The organism is Plantactinospora sp. CNZ321, assembly GCF_004217235.1.
The window spans coordinates 3,514,410-3,536,507 of record NZ_SHKQ01000001.1; the positions used below are offsets into that span (position 1 = coordinate 3,514,410).

Annotated in this window: 19 protein-coding genes; 12 read left to right on the top strand and 7 right to left on the bottom strand. The window is 73.6% G+C overall.

The window, feature by feature from the left end; genetic code table 11:
* Position 1: 1 nt before the first annotated feature.
* Genes EV371_RS15515 through EV371_RS15540 form a run of 6 tightly spaced genes read right to left on the bottom strand, consistent with a single transcriptional unit; the run spans position 2 to position 6,032 of the window.
* Complete coding sequence (locus tag EV371_RS15515; RefSeq protein WP_130462659.1) at positions 2–538, bottom strand: hypothetical protein; 537 nt, start codon at positions 536–538, stop codon at positions 2–4.
* On the bottom strand, positions 538–2,004 hold the full coding sequence (locus tag EV371_RS15520; RefSeq protein WP_130462660.1) for an MmgE/PrpD family protein: 1,467 nt from the start codon (positions 2,002–2,004) through the stop codon (positions 538–540). Before EV371_RS15520 ends, EV371_RS15515 begins: the two co-directional genes overlap by 1 nt.
* Positions 2,001–3,512, bottom strand: a complete 1,512-nt coding sequence (locus tag EV371_RS15525) for an MmgE/PrpD family protein (RefSeq protein ID WP_130462661.1) — start codon at positions 3,510–3,512, stop codon at positions 2,001–2,003. The genes EV371_RS15520 and EV371_RS15525 overlap by 4 nt, the downstream gene beginning before the upstream one ends.
* The gene (locus EV371_RS15530; RefSeq protein WP_207230503.1) at positions 3,509–4,363 is read right to left on the bottom strand and encodes a cyclase family protein; all 855 of its coding nucleotides are present in this window, start codon (positions 4,361–4,363) and stop codon (positions 3,509–3,511) included. The genes EV371_RS15525 and EV371_RS15530 overlap by 4 nt, the downstream gene beginning before the upstream one ends.
* Positions 4,360–5,241 (bottom strand): aldolase/citrate lyase family protein, encoded by an 882-nt coding sequence (locus tag EV371_RS15535; protein WP_130462662.1) that lies wholly within the window; start codon positions 5,239–5,241, stop codon positions 4,360–4,362. The genes EV371_RS15530 and EV371_RS15535 overlap by 4 nt, the downstream gene beginning before the upstream one ends.
* Positions 5,238–6,032 (bottom strand): IclR family transcriptional regulator, encoded by a 795-nt coding sequence (locus EV371_RS15540; protein ID WP_207230504.1) that lies wholly within the window; start codon positions 6,030–6,032, stop codon positions 5,238–5,240. The genes EV371_RS15535 and EV371_RS15540 overlap by 4 nt, the downstream gene beginning before the upstream one ends.
* Before the next feature lie 240 nt (positions 6,033–6,272).
* Here EV371_RS15540 and EV371_RS15545 point away from each other — a divergent pair, with 240 nt between their 5' ends.
* The 11 genes from EV371_RS15545 to EV371_RS15595 all read left to right on the top strand — a co-directional run bounded on the left by EV371_RS15545 (position 6,273) and on the right by EV371_RS15595 (position 18,598).
* Positions 6,273–7,511 (top strand): ABC transporter substrate-binding protein, encoded by a 1,239-nt coding sequence (locus EV371_RS15545; RefSeq protein ID WP_130462664.1) that lies wholly within the window; start codon positions 6,273–6,275, stop codon positions 7,509–7,511.
* Positions 7,508–8,572, top strand: a complete 1,065-nt coding sequence (locus EV371_RS15550) for an ABC transporter permease subunit (protein ID WP_130462665.1) — start codon at positions 7,508–7,510, stop codon at positions 8,570–8,572. Before EV371_RS15545 ends, EV371_RS15550 begins: the two co-directional genes overlap by 4 nt.
* Entirely contained in the window at positions 8,569–9,609 is a 1,041-nt protein-coding gene (locus EV371_RS15555) for an ABC transporter permease subunit (protein WP_130462666.1), read from the top strand. The genes EV371_RS15550 and EV371_RS15555 overlap by 4 nt, the downstream gene beginning before the upstream one ends.
* Positions 9,606–10,337: an ABC transporter ATP-binding protein gene (locus EV371_RS15560; RefSeq protein WP_130462667.1), complete on the top strand. Its 732-nt coding sequence runs from the start codon at positions 9,606–9,608 to the stop codon at positions 10,335–10,337. The genes EV371_RS15555 and EV371_RS15560 overlap by 4 nt, the downstream gene beginning before the upstream one ends.
* Positions 10,324–11,025, top strand: coding sequence for an ABC transporter ATP-binding protein (locus EV371_RS15565; protein WP_130462668.1), 702 nt, complete (start codon positions 10,324–10,326; stop codon positions 11,023–11,025). Before EV371_RS15560 ends, EV371_RS15565 begins: the two co-directional genes overlap by 14 nt.
* 5 nt (positions 11,026–11,030) lie before the next feature.
* Positions 11,031–12,392 (top strand): MmgE/PrpD family protein, encoded by a 1,362-nt coding sequence (locus tag EV371_RS15570; RefSeq protein WP_207230505.1) that lies wholly within the window; start codon positions 11,031–11,033, stop codon positions 12,390–12,392.
* A 40-nt stretch (positions 12,393–12,432) separates the two neighbouring features.
* Positions 12,433–13,074 (top strand): aspartate/glutamate racemase family protein, encoded by a 642-nt coding sequence (locus EV371_RS15575; RefSeq protein WP_130462669.1) that lies wholly within the window; start codon positions 12,433–12,435, stop codon positions 13,072–13,074.
* On the top strand, positions 13,071–14,486 hold the full coding sequence (locus EV371_RS15580) for an FAD-binding protein (protein ID WP_130462670.1): 1,416 nt from the start codon (positions 13,071–13,073) through the stop codon (positions 14,484–14,486). Before EV371_RS15575 ends, EV371_RS15580 begins: the two co-directional genes overlap by 4 nt.
* On the top strand, positions 14,483–15,958 hold the full coding sequence (locus EV371_RS15585) for a dihydroorotase (protein WP_130462671.1): 1,476 nt from the start codon (positions 14,483–14,485) through the stop codon (positions 15,956–15,958). The genes EV371_RS15580 and EV371_RS15585 overlap by 4 nt, the downstream gene beginning before the upstream one ends.
* The gene (locus tag EV371_RS15590) at positions 15,955–17,232 is read left to right on the top strand and encodes a CoA transferase (RefSeq protein ID WP_130462672.1); all 1,278 of its coding nucleotides are present in this window, start codon (positions 15,955–15,957) and stop codon (positions 17,230–17,232) included. Before EV371_RS15585 ends, EV371_RS15590 begins: the two co-directional genes overlap by 4 nt.
* Positions 17,233–17,368: 136 nt before the next feature.
* Positions 17,369–18,598 carry an ROK family protein gene (locus tag EV371_RS15595; protein WP_130462673.1) on the top strand — a complete coding sequence of 410 codons (1,230 nt, stop codon included), beginning with the start codon at positions 17,369–17,371 and terminating at the stop codon, positions 18,596–18,598.
* Between the two features lie 21 nt (positions 18,599–18,619).
* Here the strand turns inward: EV371_RS15595 and EV371_RS15600 are convergent, their stop codons facing one another.
* Entirely contained in the window at positions 18,620–20,644 is a 2,025-nt protein-coding gene (locus EV371_RS15600; protein WP_130462674.1) for a beta-galactosidase, read from the bottom strand.
* A 169-nt stretch (positions 20,645–20,813) separates the two neighbouring features.
* Here EV371_RS15600 and EV371_RS15605 point away from each other — a divergent pair, with 169 nt between their 5' ends.
* Complete coding sequence (locus EV371_RS15605) at positions 20,814–22,091, top strand: extracellular solute-binding protein (protein ID WP_130462675.1); 1,278 nt, start codon at positions 20,814–20,816, stop codon at positions 22,089–22,091.
* Positions 22,092–22,098: the final 7 nt, after the last annotated feature.

Below are 22,098 nucleotides of genomic sequence, written 5' to 3' on the forward strand. Positions count from 1 at the left end.
CCTACCGATCGACCGTCCAGGTGAACGACTGCGCGCCCACGCCGAAGCCCTCCAACCGGATCCGGACCGGATGGATGACGACCCCGGCCAGCTCCTCGACCACCTCGGCGTCGGTGCGCTGCGGCGCCCGGGTGTGGCCGCGCCCGCGCTGCCGGTCCAGTTCGCGCCGGTAGCGGTCGACCGTCCACTCCGGAGGCATGAACTCCGCGCTGCCCCGCACCGAGACCAGCCGGGGCGGCAGCAGGCCGAGGTCGAAGACGTGCGGTCGCTCGTTTGTCGCGCCCGGCGCGGCGGCCCCGACCCAGCTCACCAGCGTGTGCGGGTTCCGGCGCCACTGGCCCAGCCTGCGGTGGCCGCGTCGCTGTACCAGGCTGACCGACCAGTCGTCGCCGAGGAACGCGGTCATCGTCCGGGTCACCGGGAAGCCCTGCCGGTCGATCGTGGTCACCTGGGCGAACCCGGCCTCGTCGCGTACGAAGTCCAGGGCCGCCCGCCGGACCCGGTCGGGTACGCCGTCGCCACCGGTTCCGGGCCGCATCACCGGCTCCCGCCCGACGCCTCGGCGGCCCGGCGGAACCGGAACCCCAGCTCCCCGGCCGTCCCGCCGGTGGCCAGCGCGTCGACCGCGCCGAGCAGCGCGTCGGCCCGCCCCGGAAACCGGTGTGCCAGCAGCCGCCGGGCCTTGCCCCGCAGCTCGGCGCGGCTGAACCCGCGGTCGGCGTCCCCGCGCGGCCGGTCCGCCCGGCCGAGCAGTTCCGTCCCGTCGGTCAGCAGCACCCGGACCCGGGCCGGCCGCCCGGCGGGATAGCCCTGGTCCAGCTCCGGGTCGTGCACCACCCGGACCCGCGCCGCCAGCTCGGTCACGGCGGCGGAGCGTACCGTCCCGGTGGTCATCGTGGTTTCGTCGAGCCTCCCGGTGACCAGGGCGACGGCGACCGAGGTCGGTACGCTGAACCGGGCCGCGAGGTCGTGCGCGGCGACCTGGTCGAAGGCCGCCGCGGCGGCGAAGACCCGCACCTGCACCTCGCGGATGTCGGCGGCCCGCACCCGGCCACCACCCGGCCGGCCGGTCCGCAGGATGTCCGCCACCGCGTCGTTGACGCCATGCAGGTGTGCGCAGCTCGGGTGGGCCTTGAGATAGCCGTCCAGCACCTCGTGCCGGCGCCAGCCGGGTTCCCGGCCCCCGGTCCCGTCGGCCAGGGGGTCGCGCTGCCAGTCACGGGCGGCCACCGCCGCCAGGTGCCGGTCCAGCGCACCCGGCTCCGGCTCCAGCCCGGCGACCGCGGCACCACCCAGGCTCGCCCCGAGCTGGATCGAGGCGCCGAGGAAGCCGTGCCCGCCGGTACGGCCGGCGAAGATGGTCGCGGCGTCGCCGAGCAGTACCGCCGAGGCGGCGAGTTCGATCGCCCGACGGGCTGCGGCCGGGTCGCCGGGGGCCAGCAGCCGGGCCACCGCCGCCGCGACACCGACCTGCCCCCAGGTGCCGATGTCGTGTACGCCGTCCGGCGTGCCGCCCATCGCCCGGCCCACCCGGACCCCGACCTCGTAGCCGGCCAGTACCGCCGAGAGCAGTTCGGTGCCGGCGCGGTCGCGCTCCTCGGCGAGGGCCAGCGCCGCCGGCACGACGTGCGAGGCCGGATGGCCCCGGGCCGGCCGGTGACCGTCCTGCAACTGGTCCGCCGCCACGGCGCAGCCGTTGAGGAACTGGGCGCTCGCGGCCGGCCAGCCGCGCGCCGTGCCGACCACCGTCGCCAACCCCTGCGGCGTGCTGCCGGCCAGGCCGTCGACAAGTGACCGGAGTTCGGTCCGTCCGCTGCCCAGCGCGGCGACGGCGAGGGTGTCGGCGACCAAGTCGAGCACCCGGTCGCGCACCCGGGGCGGTGCGGCCGACCAGTCCGTGGTCGCGGCGGCCCGGGCGAGTGCCTCGACGGTCACGGCCGCCCCACCCGGACGTCGTGCCGGCCCCGGGCCGAGCCGGCCCCGGGCCGAGCCGGCCCCGGTCATCCCCGGACCCGATCCAGCAACGTGCCGACCTCGGGCGCCGAACCGAGGTCGAGTACCGCCTCGGCGATGGCGTCGACGGCCGCCCCGTCGAGCACCCGGTCGGCGTTGAACCGGAACTTGGCGGCGAGTTCCGCCGAGCGCAGCGGGTTGCCGGGACCGCCCCGGTTGGCGTCGACCCGCACCTCGTGCCGGGTCCCGTCCCGCATCCGTACCCGCAGTACCGCCGGGAACTGCCGGGGGAAGATCTCGTCGCACCGCTCGTCGGGCACGCAGCGTACCCGGGCGGCCAGCGCGAGGCGACGCGCGTCTGCCGCGGCGGCGTCGGTGAAGTCCTCGTGCCCGAGGCCGAGCCCGCCGCCGCCGAGCAGCGCCGCCGCCACCGTGTACGGGCCACTGAACGCCGCGTGGTAGCCGGACTGCGGCCGGGCCTTCTCCTCCGGCGGCTCGGCGATCGTCCGGAGCACCGGCGTCGGCACCCCCAACTCGATCTCGTCGATCTGGTCGGGATCGACACCCCGGGCCCGCAGTTCGCGTGCCGCGTCGATGCCGGCGTGGGTGAAGTGGTTGCAGGGGTACGGCTTGAAGAAGATGCCAGGCAGCTCCCAGTGCTCGCCGAGCCGGTCGACGACCGCGTCGATGTCGGCGCGTTCGCCGCAGAAGGCGGGCAGGAAACCGAACCGCCCCTCGATCACGGTCGGCGGGCCGGTGAGTCCGTGCCGGGCGAGGTCGGCCGCGACCACCCCGGCGTGCGCGGCCCAGCCACAGTGCACCCGCTTCACGGTGCCGCCGGTGCGGTTCGCCTCAAGCAGGCCGGAGCCCATGCTGGCGGCGATCCCGGCGGCGTGCGCGATCCCGGCCGCGTCGAGGCCGCCGACCATCGCGGCGGCCACCGCGGCCCCGACGGCACCGCAGATGGAGGTGGCGTGCTGGCCCCGCTCGAAGAACTCCGAGTTGCCGAGTTCGCGGTCGTAGCCGCCCATGCCGAGCCGGACGGCGACCTCGATGCCGACCCCGGCCGCGTCCAGCAGTGCGGCGCCGTTCGCCCCGCGCGCCTCGGCCACGGCGAGCGCGGCCGGGATGACCGGGGCCGACGGGTGCAGCACCGACGGCAGGTGGGTGTCGTCGAAGTCGAGCGAGTGCGCGAGGGTGCCGTTGACCAGGGCGGCGGAGGCCGCCGGCACCCGCAGTCCGGTGCCGATCGCGACCGCTTCCCCGGTGCCGCCCCAGCCGCGTACCACGGCGGTGACCGCCCGGGCCGGGGGTTCCGCGGTGGCGGCGAGGCTGTTGCCGATCAGGTCGAGCACCCGGCGGGCGACGTCCTGCCGCAGCGGCGCCGGCAGCCCGTCCCGGGCGACGTCGGCGGCGAGCCCGGCAAGGGCCTGCACGACGGTGCGTCCACCCGGGACGGTGCCGCTGTGCTTGTTGGGCGCGCTGTGCTTGTTGGGCGCGCTGTGCTTGTTGGGCGCGCTGTGCTCGCTGGGCGCGCTTCGCGCGTGGCGCTCGGTCATGCCGACACCGCCGCGAACGGGCGGACGGGCGAGCCGGTGCCGCCGACGATCCGCAGTGGAGCCATCACGAAGACGAAATCGCGCAGTCCGTCCGCCGAGGCCGCCTCAAGGTTGAGGTGCTCGATGATGTGGATGCCGGCCTCGACCAGCAGTATCCGGTGCGCGGGCAGCAGGCTGTGCCCGAGTCCCGGCCGGATCTGCTCGTAGGCGGTGGTGTCCGCGCCGGTCGCCGCGACGCCGAGCCCGGCCAGCCACTCCGCGGCCTCCGGGGTCGCACCGGGGACCCCGTCCTGCTGGCCCAGGTAGGTCGGCGCGTCGTCGAAGTGCCGGGCCCAGCCGGTGCGGATCAGCACCACGTCGCCCCGTCCCACCTGGACGTTCGCCCGGTCGGCGGCGGCACGCAGGTCGGCGGGGGTGACCCCGTAACCGGCCGGCAGGTGCGGTACGCCGTGCGTGGCCGCGACGTCCAGCAGGACGCCACGGGTCAGCAGCGCCGGGATGTGCTCCGCGCCGAGCGCCGAGAACCGGCCGCCGGTCTGCGCCGCCGCCGCGTCGACTCCGCCGTACAGCAGGCCGTCGTGGCTGACGTGCGACAGGGCGTCCACGTGGGTACCGACGTGGCCGCCGGTGACGATGATCTCGTTGGACGCGGAGCCGCCGTCGGGGCGTACCAGGTCGCCGTGCCGGCGGATCAGGCTCATCCGGAAGCCGGGGTGGTTGGGTGAGCACGGCATGCCCGTGAAGTGGGGGTGGCCGAGTTCGACGAGGCGTACCCCCGCGGTCACTGCCGCGAGCAGCCCGTCGCCGCTCGTCCCGCCCGACGTCCGGACCTGCTGCTGCTCGGTGGTCAACGCGTTCCTCCTGCTGGTTGTTCGGGTGGTGCGGGCAGTGCGGGGCCGGGTTCCCGGGCCAGGTCGAGGACGACGCGGGCGCGCGCGACGACCGCCGGGTCGACGAAGCGGCCGGCGGCGTCCAGCACCGCCACCTCGCCCCGGGTCCGGGCCTGCGCCGCGGCGCGCAGCACCGCCTGCGCCGCTTCGACCTGCTCGGCGGTCGGGGTGTAGACCTCGTGCACTGCCGGGATCTGCCGGGGGTGCAGCACGGACCGCCCCACGAAGCCGGCGTCCCGGCCCTGCTCGCTGCTGGCCCGCAACCCGGCCAGGTCGGCCACGTCGGTGAAGACACTCTGCACCGGTGACGGCAGGCCGGCCGAGCGCGCGGCCACCACGACCCAGCCCCGGGCCCAGGCGAGTCCGGCGGCCGACGGCACGCGCAGGTCCGCGGCGAGGTCCGCCTCGCCGAGGCCCAACCCGGCCACCCCGGGGTGCGCGGCGGCGAGGTCGACGGCCCGGGCAAGTCCGGTGGCGGTCTCCAGCAGTAGTTGCAGCGGCAGGCCGGTCCGGTCGGCGACCTCGCGGACGAGTTGCGGGTCCTCGCTCCGGGGCAGCCGGAGTCCGTGCAGCGCGGTCCCGCTGACCGCGTCGAGGTCGGCCTCGCCCCAGGGGCCGGCGGGGTCGTTGACCCGTACCCAGAGCTGTGGGCCGGCCGGGTCCGCCGGGCGGTCCGCCGCGACCCGGACCGCGTTGTCGCGGGCCGCCGCCTTCTGCTCCGGCGGTACGGCGTCCTCGAGGTCGATCACCACCGCGTCGGCTCCGGCGGCCAGGGCCTTGGCCACCCGGTCGGCGCGGTGCCCGGGCACGTAGAGCCAGGACCGGAGTACGCCGGTCACAGCCGTACCCCCGGCTCGGGCGGCAGCCCGCCGGACCAGCCGAGGGCCCGCGAGATCGCGTCCGCGGCCTTGATCAGCAGGGGTACGAAACGCTCCCGTGCCGCCGCGTCGACCCGGGCGGCCGGGCCGCAGACCGAGATCGCGCCCAGCACGGTGCCGTCGATGTCGAACACCGGCGCGGCCACCGAACCGGCGCCCTCCTGTCGTTCGCCGTCCGAACCGGCGAAGCCGAGCCGCCGGATCTCGGCCAGTCGCTGCCGGAGCACCTCGGTGTCGGTCACCGTGCGGTCGGTCAGCGACGGCAGGCCGGCGGCCAGTATCTCGTCCCGTTCCGCCGGTGGCAGGAACGCCAGGATGCAGGTGCTGGAGCTGCCGGCGTGCAGTGGGAACCGCCGTCCCACCTCGACGGTCATCTTGATCTCCCGGGTGCACTCGACCTGGTCGAGGTAGACCCGACCACTGTGGACCCGCGCCGAGACGGTGGTGGTCTCCCCGGTCGCGAGCTGCAGCTCGCGCAGGTACGGCATGGCGACGGTGCGCAGCGGCGACTCGCGCAGCGCCCGCGCGCCGAGCGCGGCGGCGGCCGGACCGAGCTGGTAGCCCCGGCTGGCCGGATCGCTGACCAGCAGGCGCCGGTCCACCAGCGTCTGCAGGATCCGGTGCACCACGGCCTTGGACAGGTCGAGGCTGCGGGCGATGGCGCTGACACCCAGCGAGTCGGGCCCGTCGGTGAACAGCAGTAGGACGTCGGCCACCCGGGTGGCCGTCTCCGTGCCCTGGCTCTCCGCCACGTCCATTCCCTTCTGCGGGCGGGTCGCCGTAGGTCGTGAACCTCGCCCATCACCGCGTTCCCGTAAGCGGAACGCAATTCCAACAGCATCCCGGCGACCGGGTCAAGCCCTCTCATTGCGATCGTGCTGCGGTTGACGAAGATTTTCCCTGGACTCTTGACCCGCTGAACAGGCGGTGTCAGCATCAGGCCTCATGCGTCGTTCCGTGCGGCGGAACACATCCACCCCCCAGGAGCTGACATGAGGAAGACCTGGACCACAGGGCTCGCCCTGGCCTTGCCACTGGCGCTCGCCGCCTGTGGCGGGTCCGCCCCGGCCGGTACGGACCGGGCGGACGGCGGGCAGTCGGGCGGCACGATAAAGATCGGTTCCCTGCACCCGCTCAGCGGCGCCGCCGCCGCGGACGGGCAGCAGATGGACAACGGCGCCAAGCTGGCGGTGGAGGCCATCAACAACGCCGGTGGGATCAAGTCGCAGGGCGGGGCGAAGCTCGAACTGCTCAGCGCCGACACCCAGGGCAAGCCGGAGGTCGGCCAGAGCGAGGCGCAGCGGCTCATCCAGGCCGGCGCCGTGGGGCTGGTCGGCACCTACCAGAGCGCGGTCACCGCGAACGTCTCCACCGTGGCCGAGCGGAACAAGGTGCCGCTGGTCATCGACGTCTCCAGCGCCGACTCGATCCTGGCGCAGGGCTACAAGTTCACCTTCCGGGTCCAGCCCAGTTCCACGGTGCTGGGCACCCACGGGGCGCAGTTCCTCGACGAGGTCTCCAAGGCCGCGGGCCGCCAGGCCAAGCAGGTCGCGATCTTCCACGAGCAGGGCCCGTTCGGCAGCGCGATCCGGGACGCCTTCAAGGCCGAGGCGGAGAAGCGCGGGATGAAGATCGGGCCGGTGATCTCCTACGACTCGGCCAGCGTCTCCGACCTGACCACCCAGATGACCACGGTCAAGGCGTCCGGCGCCGACGTGCTGATGGTCTCCGGCTACTACCGGGACGGCGTGCTGGTCGCCCAGGCGGCCGACACCGTCAAGCCCGGCCTGGACGCCGTGTTCGGCGTCGCCAACGGCGCCTTCGACCTGCCGCAGTTCCCCAAGGAGGTGGGCGCGGCCGGCGAGGGGTACTTCGACGCCAACTACCACCCCGACATGACCAAGCCGGAGACCCAGGCGCTGGCCAAGCTCTACCAGGAGCGGTACGGCGACGAGATCCGGACCGGCGCCGTGCTGGCGTACGACGCGGTACGGGTCATCGCGGACGCTCTCGAGCGGGCCGGCTCCGCCGAGCCGGAGAAGGTGCGCGACGCCATCGCCACGGTCGAACTCGACACGCTGATCGCCGGCGACGGTCCGATCAAGTTCGGTCCGACCGGCGAGAACGAGAACGCGACGCCGATCCTCATGCAGGTGCGCGACGGAAAGGTCAAGCAGGTGTTCCCGGCCGACAAGGCGGAGACCGCCCCGGTCTACCCGGCCGGCCGATGACCCAGACACCCGACCGGGCCCACGCGGTCGCCGGCAACGGCGGCGGCGTGGTGTCCGGGGACCTCGACGACGAACTGGAACCGGGCGGGGAGCCCGCCCCGCGGGCGCCCCTGCTCCGCCGGGTGCCGTGGCTGCGCGTCGCGATCGTCGTCGGCCTGGTGGTCGCCGGGATCGCCCTCGCCTACCTGAGGTCGGGCAGCGGTGTGGTGGTCATGCAGGCGGTCGCCACCGGCGTCCTCATCGGCGGGGTGTACGGACTGGTCGCGATGGGCCTGACGCTGATCTTCGGGGTTCTCGACATCGTGAACTTCGCGCACGGCAGCTTCCTGGCCCTGGCGCTGTTCCTGACCTTCTGGCTGGTGAACGGCCACGGCGTGCACCCGTACCTCGCACTGGCGGTGAGCGTACCGGCGATGTTCCTGCTCGGGATGCTGGTGCAGCGCGGAGTCCTCTCCGGGGCGATGGGCAAGCCGCTGGAGAACCAGCTCCTGATCACCCTCGGCCTCTCGTTGATCATCGAGAACGCGCTGCTGCTCTTCTTCGGCGCGAACCCCCGTTCGGTGGCGCTGCCGGGCGACCGCGGAGTGCCGATCCTCGGCGCGGTGGCGGATCTGTCCCGGGTGCTCGCCTTCGTCGGCGCGCTGCTCCTGGCGGGCCTGCTCTTCCTGCTGTTGCAGCGGACCCGGCTCGGCACGGCGATCCGGGCGGTCGCCGCGAACGACGTCGGCGCGCAACTCGCCGGGATCGACACCCGGCTCATCTACGCGGTCACCTTCGCGATCGGCACCGCCTGTGCCGGTGCGGCCGGGACCCTGGTCGCACCGCTGGTCACCATCGAGCCGACCACCGGGGCGCTGTTCAACATCATCGCCTTCGTGGTGGTGGTGCTCGGCGGGATGGGCAACGTGGTCGGCGCCCTGCTGGGCGGGCTGATCGTCGGTCTCGCGGAGCAGCTCGGCGGCCTCTACCTGCCGGGCCAGTCACCGCTGCTCTCCGTCTTCATCGTCTTCGTGCTGGTGCTGTTCCTGCGCCCACAGGGGCTGTTCAGGAGGGCCGCGTGACCACGACCACGACCAGAGAACCGGCGGCCGGTCGGGTGTTGCCCCGGCAGCCCTGGAACCGGCACCTGATCGCCATCGGGATCCTCGGCGCGGTGCTGGTGCCGCTGCCGCTGCTGCTGCCGCCGGCCCAGTCCGCGGTCGCGGTCCGGGTGCTCATCTTCGCGCTGATGAGCATCGGCTGGAACATCATGAGCGGCTTCGGCGGGATGTTCAGTTTCGGTCACGCGGCGTACTTCGGCATCGGTGCCTACGTCAGCGCCTGGCTGCTGGTGGAGCGGGGCGTGTCGCCCTGGCTCGGCATGGCCGCCGGCATGCTGGTGGCGGCCGGCTTCGCCACCCTGATCGGCTTCCTCGCGCTGCGCTACCGGCTCCGGGGCGCCTACTTCGCGCTGGCGACCTTCGCCTTTGCCGAGATGCTGCGGCTCTGGGCGATCAACAGCGACCTCGTCAACCGGGCCGTCGGCTACCACGTGCCACTGCGGCCCGAGTCGTCCTGGTGGTACCTGCAGTTCGAGCCGGGATCGGCAAACTACTTCTGGATCGCGCTCGCCCTGACCGTGGCCGCGATGGCGGCCAGCGTGCTCTTCCTGCGCTCCCGGGCCGGCCAGTTCAGCAAGGCAGCCCGGGACGACGAGGACGCCGCCGCCGCGATCGGCATCCCGGTGATGCGCTACAAGCTGTACACCATGGCGCTCTCCGCCGCCGTCACCTCGGTGGCCGGCGCCTTCTACGTGCAGTACTTCCTCTTCGTCGACCCCGACCTGGCGTTCGGATCGAGCGTGTCGATCCAGGCGATCCTGCCGGCCGTGATCGGTGGCGTGGCCACGGTCTGGGGACCGGTGATCGGCGCCGCGGTGCTGGGGCCGCTCAACGACATCACCGCGACGATCCTGCGGAACCCGCCACCCGCGCTGGAGTTCCTCCAGGGCCGGGGCGGACTGGACGTGGTCGTCTACGGCGCGCTCCTGATCCTGATCGTGCTGCTCCTGCCGCAGGGGATCTACGGCGCACTGCGCGGAAGGTGGTCGCGACGATGACGCTGCTCCGGGTAGAGGGGCTGGCCAAGTCCTTCAAGGGTCTGCGCGCGGTCGACGACGTCAACTTCGAGGTCGCCGAGGGGGCCATCCTCGGCGTCATCGGGCCGAACGGCGCCGGCAAGACCACCATGTTCAACCTGGTCGCCGGGGCGATCCGACCGGACGCCGGCCGGGTGCACCTGGCCGGCCGGGACATCACCGGCCACCCGCCGCACCGGATCAGCGCGGCCGGGATGACCCGGACCTTCCAGCTGATGCGTCCGTTCTACTCGATGACCGTGCTGGAGAACGTCACGGTCGCCGTACTGGCCGGCGGTGCCGCGCGGCGGACCGCCCGGACCGCCGCGGCGGAGGTGGTGGAACGGGTCGGGCTCGGCCGGTGGCGGGACGCCCCCACCGAAGGACTGCCGACGGCCGCGCTGAAACGGCTCGAACTGGCCCGGGCGCTGGCCAGCCGGCCCCGGGTGCTGCTGCTCGACGAGGTGCTGGCCGGCCTCGTCCCCGCCGAGCGGGCCCCGGTGATGGACCTGCTGGAGGAGTTGCGTACCGAGCAGGGCGTCACCCTCGTCTTCGTCGAGCACATCATGGCGGCCGTGATGCGGCTCTCCGACTCGGTGCTGGTCCTGGACCTGGGCCGGGTACTCACCTCCGGCGCACCGGAAGAGGTGACCCGGGACCCCCGGGTCATCGAGGCGTACCTCGGGGAGGACCCCAATGCTGAAACTTGAGGGTGTCAGCGCCGGTTACCACAGCCTGCGGATCCTCCACGAACTCGACCTGCACGTGGAGGAGGGGGAAATCGTCGCCGTCGTCGGCGCGAACGGCGCCGGGAAGACGACGACCCTCAAGACCATCTCCGGGCTGCTGCGGCCGAGCAGCGGCGTGATCACCTTCGGCGGCCAGCGGATCGACGGGGTACGCCCCAGCGAACTGGTCCGGCGGGGACTCGTGCACGTGCCCGAGGGGCGGGCGCTGTTCGGCCCGCTCAGCGTGGAGGAGAACCTGCGGATGGGCGGCTGGACCCGGGGGCGGCGGCCGCTCGACGAGCCGATGCGGGAGGTGTTCGACCTCTTCCCCATCCTCGCCGAGCGGCGGCGCCAGGTCGCCGAGACGCTCAGCGGTGGCCAACAGCAGATGCTGGCGATCGGGCGCTCGCTGATGGCCGGTCCCCGGCTGCTCCTGCTGGACGAGCCGTCCACCGGGCTCTCCCCGAAGCTCACCTGGGCGGTGCTGGACGCGATCCGGACCATCCGGGACCGTGGTGTCGCCGTACTCCTGGTGGAGCAGAACGCGGCGCACGCGCTGAACCTGGCCGACCGGGCGTACGTGCTGGAGAGCGGCAGCGTCGTCCTTTCCGGATCCGGTCCGGAGCTGGCCCGGGACGACCGGGTCCGGGCCGCGTACCTCGGGTTGTGAGCGCCGTGACGGATCCCCTGGCAGGTCCGCCGCTCCGGCTGGCGACGATCGAGGCGGTACGCCGGCTCGGCGACTGGGCCGCCGGACTGCGCTGGTCCGACGTGCCGGCGCGGGTGCGCGAGCGGCTCGAACTGGTACTGCTGGATTCGCTCGGGGTGACCGTGGTCGGCGCGCGGCAGCCCGAGCAGCGGGCGCTGGTCGCGGCCTGGCATCCGGCGCCCGGCCCCGCGCCGCTGTTCGGCGCCGGGCACTGCACCACCGTCGAGGCCGCGGCCTGGCTCAACGCGACCGCGCTGGTCCGGCTCGAACTCGACGAGGGTCACAAGTACGCGAAGGGCCATCCGGCCGCGCACGGGCTGCCGGCGGTGCTCGCCCTGGCGGCGGAGCTCGGCCGCCCCGGCACCGAGACGATGGCGGCGCTGCTGGTCGGGTACGAGGTCGCGGCCCGGTTCGGCCGGGCGACCGGGCTGCGGCCGGGGGCGCACCCGCACGGGAGCTGGGGCGTCGCCGGTGCCGCCGCCGGCTGCGCCCGGCTGCTGGGCCTGCCCGGCGACGGGGTCGCGGCGGCGATCGACGCGGGCGCCGGGCTGCCGGTCGCGGGTCACTTCTCCAGCGCCCTGGACGGCAACCCGGTCCGGGACGCCTGGATGGCCTCGGCCAACCTCTCCGGGCTGGCAGCCGCCCGGATGGCCCGGGCCGGCCTGGCCCACAACACCGGCACCCCGGCCGGCTCGCTCGGCGAACTGCTCGGCAGCTTCGCGCCGGACGTACTCACCGCCGAGCTGGGTGAGCGCTGGGACGTGACGCTCGGCTACTTCAAGCGGCACGCCTCCTGCTCCTTCACCCACCCGGCGGCCGACGCCGCGCTGCTGATCCGGCCCGAGCTGTCCCGACCAGAGGAGGTCGAGGAGATACTGGTCGAAACCCACTCGCTCGCCGCCGGGTTGGACCGGACGAGCTGGGACCACCGGCTCGGCGCGCTCTTCTCGACCCCGTTCGTGGTCGCCGCCGCCCTGCTGCACGGCGAGGTCGGGCCAGACGTCTCGGCCGACGACCGGCGGGACGACCCCCGGCTCCGGGCCCTGGCCGGCAGGGTGGTGGTGCGGCGCGCCGCCGACCTGGACGCCCGGCTACCCGCCGAGCGGGCCGCCCGGGTCACCGTCCGGGCCGGCGGCGTCACCCGGGTCGTGGAGGTGCCCAACCCGGTCGGCGACAGCGCCCACCACCCGATGGCCGAGGACGACGTGCTCGCCCTGCTCGGCCGGCTGCTGGACGCCGGCACCGTGCACCGGGTGCACGAGGTCGCCGCCGCCCTGGCCGGTGGCGCCGACGTCGCCGTGCCGCTGCGACGCCTGGCCGGGACCTGACACCCGGCCGCCACCACCGTCGAGACAAGGAGGAGGAGCCGTGCGCATCTACGCCGTGACCCCGATTTCCGTCGGCCCGGCCGAGCTGGCCCGCCGGCAGGCGCGGTACGACGCGCTCTGCCCGCCCGGCGTCCAGGTCGAGCTGCACGACCTCGGGCCGCGCGCCCCGCGTGCCCTGGACACCGACGAGCAGGTCCGGCAGAGCGAGGCGCTGGTGATCGAGGCGCTGACCGCGGCGCCGGACGGCTTCGACGCGCTGCTGCCGGACTGCGTACTCGATCCGGGTGTGGCGCAGCTGGCCGGGAAGCTGCCGGTGCCGGTACTCGGGCTGCTGCGGATCAGTCTCGGCTGGACGGTGCTGACCGGTCGCAGCACCGGGGCGGTGGCCCGGAACCGGGCGATCGCGGCCGAGATCGTGGCCCGGTCCGAGGCGTACGGCTGGACGTCGTCGCTGTGCGGGGTGGAGGTGCTCGACCTCGACGTGCGGGCGATCGCGGACGCCGGGCGCTGGGCGGTGGCGCTGGAGGGTGCGGTGCGGCGGCTGACCGCAGCGGGCGCGCGTACCGTCGTCAACGGCTGCTCCGCGGTCGAGCTGCCGCCGGCCGGTCCGACGGCCCCGGTCCGGCTGGTGGACCCGACCGCGCTGGCGCTGCGCCTGATCGCCGCCGGAGAGCTGCGGTGAGCGGGCAGGGGCCCGACCTCGTCGTCGCCGGTGCCGGCGGCGGGCTGGTCGGCGCGCTCCGTGCGGCCCAGCTCGGGCTCGACGTGCTGGTGGTGGAGGCGACCGAGCACTACCGGCGGGGCAACAACACCTCGATGTCCACCGCGATGATTCCCGGCGCCGGGTCACGCTGGCAGCGGGCCGCCGGCCTGTACGACTCGGCGGACCTCTTCGTCGCCGACGTGCTCCGCAAGACCCGCGGCGAGGCCGACCCCCGGCTGGCCAGGGCACTCGCCGAGGTCAGCGCGCCGCTGGTCGAGTGGCTGGCCGACGACACCGGGCTGGCGCTGGAGCTGGTCACCGACTTCCACTACCCGGGCCACTCGGTCGACCGCTGCCACACGGTGCCCGGCCGGCACGGCACCGTACTCCTGGACCACCTCGTCGAGCGGGTGACCGGGTCGCCCCGGATCGACCTGCTGGTCCCGGCGCGACTGGTGGACGTGCGGCTCGACGCTGCCGGCGCGGTCTCCGGGGTCGTCGTGCAGCGACCCGACGGTTCCCGGGAGGAGATCGACACCCGAGCGGTGCTGCTGGCGACGAACGGCTACGGCGCGGACCGGGCGCTGGTGGCCGAGCACGCCCCCGAGATCGCCGCGGCCGTCTACCACGGCAGCGAGGCGTCCCGGGGGGACGCGCTGCGCATCGGCACCGCGCTCGGCGCTGCCACTGCCTTCCTGGACGCCTACCAGGGGCACGCGGCGCTGGCGCAGCGCTCCGCCACCCTGGTCGGCTGGGCCACCGTGATGCACGGCGGGTTCCTGCTGGACAGCACCGGCCACCGGTTCGGCGACGAGACGACCGGCTACTCCGAGTACGCCGCCGCGCTCGCCGCCCGGCCCGGGGCCACCGGCTGGCTGATCCTGGACCGGCGGATCGCGGACGCCTGCCTGGCCTTCACCGACTTCCGGCAGACCGTCGAGTCGGGCGTCCTGGTCAGCGCCGACGACCCGGCCGCGCTCGCCGAGGTGACCGGACTGCCGATCGCGGCGGTGGCGGCCGAGCTGGCCGGGGCGGCGGCGGTCGCCCGGGGCGAGGCCGTCGACCGGTTCGGCCGGGCCAGCTTCGAGGCCCCGCTGGCACCGCCGTATCTGGCGGTACGGGTGGTGCCCGCGCTCTTCCACACCCAGGGCGGGCTGGTGGTCGACGAGCATGCCCGGGTGCTCCGGCCGGACGGCTCGGCGATCCCCGGGCTGTACGCCTCGGGCGGCGCCGCCGCCGGCATCTCCGGGCACGGCGCCGCCGGATATCTGGCCGGGAACGGCCTGCTGCCCGCACTCGGGCTCGCCTACCTGGCTGCGGACCACGCCGCCGGCACCGCCGGCCCGGCCCCGGCCGACCCGCACCGACCGATCGACGAAGGAATCCGATGAAGCAGCTCGAAACCCTGGTCAAGAACGTCACCGTGGTCCGGCCCGAGGACGGCACCGCACCCGACGGCGAGTCACTCGACCTCGGCATCGCGGACGGCAGGTTCGTCCGGGTGGAGCGGGACATCCCGGTTGGCGAGGCGCAGACCGTGGTCGACGGTCGCGGCCTGCTCGCCTTTCCCGGTGCGGTCGACGCGCACCAGCACTGGGGGATCTACAACCCACTGGCCGCCGACGCCGAGACGGAGAGCCGGGCGAGCGCGCAGGGCGGGGTCACCACCGGGCTGACCTACATGCGGACCGGCCAGTACTACCTCAACCGCGGCGGGCCGTACGCGGAGTTCTTCCCGCAGGTGCTGGCGGCCGCGCAGGGCCGGTCGTACATCGACTACAGCTTCCACCTGGCGCCGATGATGCGGCAGCACATCGACGAGATCCCGTCGATCATCGAGGACTTCGGGGTCACCTCGTTCAAGATCTTCATGTTCTACGGGAGCCACGGCCTGCACGGTCGCTCGTCGGACCAGAGTTCCTTCCTGATGATCCCGCCGGGGGAGCGCTACGACCTGGCCCACTTCGAGTTCGTGATGCGCGGGGTCCAGGCGGCCCGGGAGAAGCTGACCGAGGCGGCGCCGCACGTCTCCCTCTCTTTGCACTGCGAGACGGCCGAGATCATGACGGCCTACACCAGGCTGGTGGAGCAGGACCCGTCGTTGACCGGGCTCGCCGCCTACAGCGCGTCCCGGCCGCCACACTCCGAGGGGCTCGCGGTGACGATCGCGGCCTTCCTCGCCGACGAGACCGGGCTGCCGAACATCAACCTGCTGCACCTGTCGTCCCGCAAGGCGCTGCGGGCGGCGATGCGGATGGCGGCGACGTTCCCGCACGTCGACTTCCGCCGCGAGGTCACCATCGGTCACCTGCTGGCCAGCGTCGACACCGCGCACGGGCTGGGCGGGAAGGTCAACCCGCCGCTGCGGCCCCGGGAGGACGTCGAGGCGCTCTGGGAGTACCTGCTCGACGGCAGCGTCGACTGGGTGGTCAGCGACCACGCCTGCTGCAGGGACGAACAAAAGTTCGGTACCCCCCGGGACGACGTCTTCGCCGCGAAGTCGGGCTTCGGCGGTGCGGAGTACCTGCTGCCCGGGCTGGTCAGCGAGGGGCGGCGGCGCGGCCTGTCGTACCAGCGGATCGCCCGGTTGACGGCGTGGAACCCGGCGCAGCGCTACGGCCTGCTCGGCAAGGGCACCATCGCGCCCGGCTACGACGCCGACTTCTGCCTGGTCGACACCGGGTCGACCTGGACGGTGCACGCCGGTGACTCCGAGTCGACCCAGGAGTACACCCCGTTCGAGGGCTTCGAGTTGGGTGCCCGGGTGACCGACACCTGGGTACGCGGCCAGCAGGTGCTGGACCGGGGCAACGTGGTCGGCACCCCCCGGGGCCGGTACGTCCGCCGGCCGTCCGCCCGATGACCGCCCCGGAGCCGACCGTGCCGCCCGCCGCCGCACGGTCGGGAGCGGTGCAGCCGGGGCGGGCGCAGGCGCAACCCGACGGGGGCGGCCCGCTCGCCGGGCTGCGGGTGCTGGACGCCTCGACGATCCTGGCCGGTCCCCTGGTGGCGCAGATCCTCGGTGACTACGGGGCCGAGGTGATCAAGATCGAGCACCCGGTACGCGGTGACGGCATGCGGGGACACGGTCTCGACAAGGACGGCCAGCCGCTGTGGTGGAAGATGATCGGCCGCAACAAGCGGACCCTCGCGCTCTACCTCGGCACCGAGGAGGGCGCGGGGATCTTCCGGCGACTGGCCCGGACGGCGGACGTCGTGATCGAGAACTTCCGGCCCGGCACGTTCGAGCGGTGGGGTCTCGGCTACGACGTGCTCGCCGAGGACAATCCCGGGCTGATCATGTTGCGGGTGACCGGCTTCGGGCAGTCCGGCCCGTACGCCAGCCGGCCCGCCTTCGGCACCCTCGTCGAGTCGATGAGCGGGTTCGCGCAGCTGACCGGCGAGCCGGACGGGCCACCGACGCTGCCCGCGTTCGGACTGGCCGACTCGATCGCCGGGATGGCCGGCGCCGCAGCCGTGTCGATGGCGCTCTACCAGCGCGGCCGGGACGGCCGGGGGCAGGAGATCGACCTCGACCTGCTCAGCCCGATCATGACCGCCGTCGGTCCGGGCGTGATCTACGCCGACCAGCTCGGCATCGACCAGCGGCGCACCGGAAACCGGTCCGTCAACAACGCGCCGCGGAACACGTACCGGACGGCGGACGGGCACTGGGTGGCGATCTCGACCAGCGCGGACACGATCGCGGCCCGGGTGCTGCGGCTGGTGGGCCATCCGGAGGTGGTCGACGAGCCCTGGTTCGGCACGGGTCGGCAGCGTGCGCAGCACGCCGACCTGCTGGACGGCTATGTCGGGCAGTGGATCGGCCAGCGCTCCCGCGACGAGGTGCTGCGGGCGTTCGAGGAGGCCGGTGCCGCGGTGGCCCCGGTCTACCGGCCCAGCGAACTGCTCGACGATCCGCAGGTGAATGCGCTGGATCTGATCACCACTGTCGACGACCCCGACCTCGGTCCGATCCGGATGCAGAACGTGCTGTGGCGGATGGGGCGCACGCCGGGCCGGATCCGGTTCACCGGTCGAGGACTGGGCCAGGACACCGAGCGGATTCTCGGCGACGAACTGGGGCTGGGCGCCGAGGAGATCGCCGGACTCCGGGAACGCGGTGTCATCAGATAGCCGCTCTCCGGCGACCGGCGCGGGGGACGGTCCGGCACCGGCACGATGGGTCCGGGTCCGGGAAGGCCACCACGGGTCCCCGGGTCCAGGAAGGCCACGACGGGTTCCCAGGTCCGGGAAGGTCTAGAGTTCCGCCGTGAAGCGCACCTCCCGGGACATCCGGATCGGCAACCGGTTCGACGTGCTACGACGGATCATCGGCGCGCCGATGGTGTCGCGGCAGCAGATCGCCCGCGACACCGGGCTCAGCCTCGCCACCGCGGCCAACCTGATCGGCGAACTGCTGGAGCTGGGCCTGCTGGTCGAGGTCGGCTACCAGGACTCCGGTGGCGGCCGGCCCCGGGGAGTGGTCTCGGTCAACCCGGCCGGCGGCGCGCTGGTCGGCATCGACGTGGCCGAGACGTACGTGCACGTCGACCTCTTCGACGCCGGGCTCGGCGTGCTGGCCAGCGTCGAGGAGGAACTGCACCCGACGGAGAACCGGCCCGAGCAGGTGGTGTCGCACATCGCCTCGGCGGTCCGGGCGGGGTTCGCCTCCGCCGGAGTCGACCCGGAGCGGGTGCTCGGGGTCGGGGTCAGCGTGCCCGGCCAGGTCGACCGCGAGGGCGGGGTCTCGGTGTACGCCCCGAACTGGGACTGGCGCGACGTACCGCTGCGCGGCCTGCTCGCCGGCTCGCTCGACCTGCCGCTCTACCTGGACAACCCGCTGCGCGCATGCGTGGTCGCCGAGCTGTGGTTCGGGGCCGGCCGGGGGCGCGACGACGTGGTGGTGGTCAACCTCGGCACCGGTGTCGGCGCCGGGCTCGCCTTCGGCGGGGCGCTCTACCGGGGCGCCACCAACAGCGCGGGGGAGTGGGGGCACACCAGGCTGGTGGTCGACGGGCGGCTCTGTCACTGCGGCAGTCGCGGCTGCGTCGAGACGTACGTCGGCGCGCCCGGCATCATGCAGACATTGCGTGACCTGGCGCCGAACAGCCCACTCCTGCATCCGGAGGACCAGACCTCGACCATCGAGGCGCTTGCCGCCGGGGTGGCCGCCGGAGATCCGGTGGCCGCCAAGGTGGTCACCGAGACCGCCCGCTATCTCGGCGTCGCGGTCGCCGACCTGGTCAACCTGGTCAACCCGGAAGTGATCGTGCTCAGTAGCTGGGTCGCCGCCCGGCTCGGCGAGGCACTGCTCTCCGAGGTACGCGCGGTGGTGGCCCAGCACGCGCTGAGCCGGCCGTTGGCGGCGACCGAGATCACGCTGTGCCGGATTCCCGGCAACCCGGTCAGTCTCGGCGCGGCCACCTTCGCCCTGGAACGGTTCCTCGCCGGCATCGGCACCACCGCCGGAGGTCTCATCAGCCACCCGAAGAACCCCTGACGCCGACGTACCGGAGTCCGGTCAGTCGGTGCGGAGCACGGCGAAGCCGCCCGGTGGGAGCCGGACGCCGTCCGGCACCGGGTCGGCGCCGCCGAGCACCCGGCCGTCGACGGTCACCTCGACCGGGGCGTCGGTGTCGTTGGCCAGGAAGGTGTAACGGCGCCCGTCGGGGTGTCGGCGCTGGACCGCCTCCACCCCGGGTGGCGGCGCGGCCAGCACCGGCAGCACGCCGCCCCCGGTGCACAGCCGGGTGAGCAGCCGCCCGAGGTCGGCGTCGGCGAGGTGGGTACCGAGGTAGTAGGCGGTGCCCCGGCCGTGCCGCCGCCGGGTCAGCGCCGGCCCGCCGGCCAGCGGCCCGCCCGCGTACGTCAGCAGCACCTCCGCCGCCTCCGCGGGTCCGTCCGGGGCGGCGCCCCGCCGGTCGATCGTGGCCAGTTCCGTCCAGACCCGACCGGAGGTGCCGTCGTCGAGCGGCACGCGCTGGCCGGCGTCGAGTGGGAAGAACTCCTCGACCCGCACGCCGAGCAGTTCGGCCCAGGCGCCGTACCCGCCGAGCCGGATCCGGTCGACCTCGTCGACCACCCCGGCGTACGGGCCGACCAGCGCGGTGCCGCCGTCGGTGACGTACCGGACCAGGTTCTCCGCGTCGGCGTCGCTGACCAGGTACAGCGCCGGGACCAGCACCAGCCGGTAGCGGCCGAGATCGTCGCCGGGTCGGGCGAAGTCGCAGGTGACGGTGGCGGTACGCAGCACCCGGTGCCACTGCTCGATCAGCGCCACCGGCTCGGCGTCCACGCTGGGCTGGCTGGGGTGCCGCTGCGCCCAGATGCTGGACCAGTCGAGCAGGATGGCGACGTCGGCGACCACCTCACTGCCGGCGACCTCGGCCAGAGCGTCCAGTTCGGCGCCGAGCGCGACCACCTCACGCCACACCTTGGTGTCGGTGCCGGCGTGCGGCACCATGCCGGAGTGCCACTTCTCGGCCCCGGAGCGGGAGGCTCGCCACTGGAAGTAGAGCACCGAGTCGGCACCCCGGGCGACGTGTGCCAGCGAGTCCCGGCGCAGCCGTCCGGGCGGCTTGGCGAGGTTGCGCGGCTGCCAGTTGACGGCGCTGGTGGCGTGCTCCATCAACGCCCACGGCCGTCCGCCGGCCAGTGACCGGGCCAGGTCGGCGATGAACGCGAGGTCGGCGTACGGGTCGGCGCGGTCGGCGCTCAGGTAGTGGTCCATGGCGACCAGGTCGACCTCGCCGGCCCAGGCCCAGAAATCCACACTCCAGCGGTCGACCAGGAAGTTCGTCGTCACCGGCACACCCGGGCTGAGCCGGCGCAGCACGTCGCGTTCGGCGCGGTAGCAGGCCAGCAGTTCGGTGGAGGAGAAGCGGTGGAAGTCGAGCTGCTGGGTGGGGTTGGTGAAGCTCGGGGTCTGCCGGGGCGGCAGGATCTGTGCCCAGTCGGTGTAGCGCTGCGACCAGAACGCCGTGCCCCAGGCGGTGTTCAGCGCGTCCAGCGTGGCGTAACGGTCGCGCAGCCAGTTCCGGAACGCCTCGGCCGAGGTGTCGCACCAGCAGCGGGCGACGTGGCAGCCGTACTCGTTGTTGACGTGCCACATGGCCAGTGCCGGGTGGCCGGCGTAGCGGGTGGCGAGCCGCTCCACCAGGGCCACCGCCGCCGACCGGTACGCCGGTGAGCTGGGGCAGAACGCCTGCCGGCTGCCGTACCAGAGCCGGCTGCCGTCCGGGCCGACCGGTAGCGACTCCGGGTGGGCGTGGCTGAACCACGGCGGTGGGGCGGCGGTGGCGGTGGCCAGGTCGGCGGCGATGCCGTGCCGGGCGAGGAGGTCGAGCAGCCGATCGAGCCAGTCGAAGTCGTAGTGGCCGGGCGCGGTCTCCAGCATCGCCCAGGCGAAGACGCCGACGGTGACGAGGTCGACCCGGGCCTGTTTCATCAGCCGGACGTCGGAGGCCCAGACCTGTTCCGGCCACTGCTCGGCGTTGTAGTCGCCACCGAAGGCGAGGCCGGGCACGGCCGGGAGATCAAGGGCCATGTCCAGATCGTCGGACCTGGACGAGGCAGGCGTCAACCACTCAAACAGGCTTATTCTTTGTCCTTGACGAAGTATTCGCCGAACCCTAGGCTACGGCTCACCCCAGCGACGCCATCCACCAACTCCGATGCACACGGCCACGGTCAGCGCGTGAGAAGGAAGGCGCACCATGAGCGGTTCCACTCCCGGCCTGTCCCGCCGGCGCCTTCTCGGCGGTTCGCTGCTGGTCGTCGGCGGCGCCGTACTGCCCGGCTGCCAGTCCGACCCGATCGGCGGCGGCTCCGGGTCGGCCAAGGTGACCCTCAACCACTGGTACCACGAGTACGGCGAGCAGGGCACCCGGGAGGCCGCGCTGCGCTACGCCGCCGACTACACCAAGCAGAACCCGGACGTCGCGGTCAAGGTGACCTGGGTGCCGGGCGACTACAAGACCAAGTGGCAGTCGTCGGTGCTCACCCCGGAGGGCCCCGACGTGTACGAGATCAACGAGGTCACTCCGGACATGGTGGCGCAGCGGCAGGTCACCGCCCTCGACGACATCCTCGGCTCGGTCAGGGCGGAACTCAACCCGCACGCGCTCAGCCCGCTGACCCACGGCGGCACGGCGTACGGCGTACCGATGATCATCGACGTGATGCTGCTCTACTACCGGAAGAGCCTGCTCGCCGACGCCGGCGTCGCGGTACCGACCACCCTCACCGAGCTGGTCGGCGCGGCCAGGGCGCTCACCAGGGGCAAGACCAAGGGCATCTTCGTCGGCAACGACGGACTCGCCGGGATGCGCGGGGTGCTGCCCTTCTCGGTCGGCCAGGCCGTGCTCACCGACCGGAAGGTCAGCTACGCCACCCCGGAGATCGCCGACGCCTTCGCCGTCGCCCGCCGGATGTTCACCGAGAAGTCGATGCTGCTCGGCTACGCCACCGAGTGGTACGACCCGAGCGCCCTGATCACCGGCGCCACCGCGATCGCCTGGGGCGGGCTGTGGGCGCTGCCGCGGATCAGCAGGGAACTCGGCGACGACTTCGACCTCGTCCCGTGGCCCGCGCACGGACCCACCGGCAAGCCGGTGGTGATTCTCGGCGGCTGGTCCCAGGTGGTCAACGGCAAGAGCAAGCACGTCGACGAGGCGAAGAAGTACGTGCGGTGGCTCTGGCTCCAGAACAACGAGGTGCAGCAGGACTGGGCGCTGAGCTACGGCTTCCACGTGCCGCCCCGGGCCGGGTTGGCCGCGCAGGCCGAGCCGTTGCAGACCGGGGCGGCGAAGAAGGCGGTCGACCTGCTCAACCAGCACGGCACCCGGACCACCGCGCTCTGGGCGCCGACGGTCAGCAAGCCGTACGACGACGCGGCCTCCGACATCATCCGCAAGAACGCCGACCCGCTGGCGACGCTCACCGCCGCGGCGGGCCGGTCCCAGGAGGCGCTCGACAAGCTGCCCACGGTCTGAGGCCGGC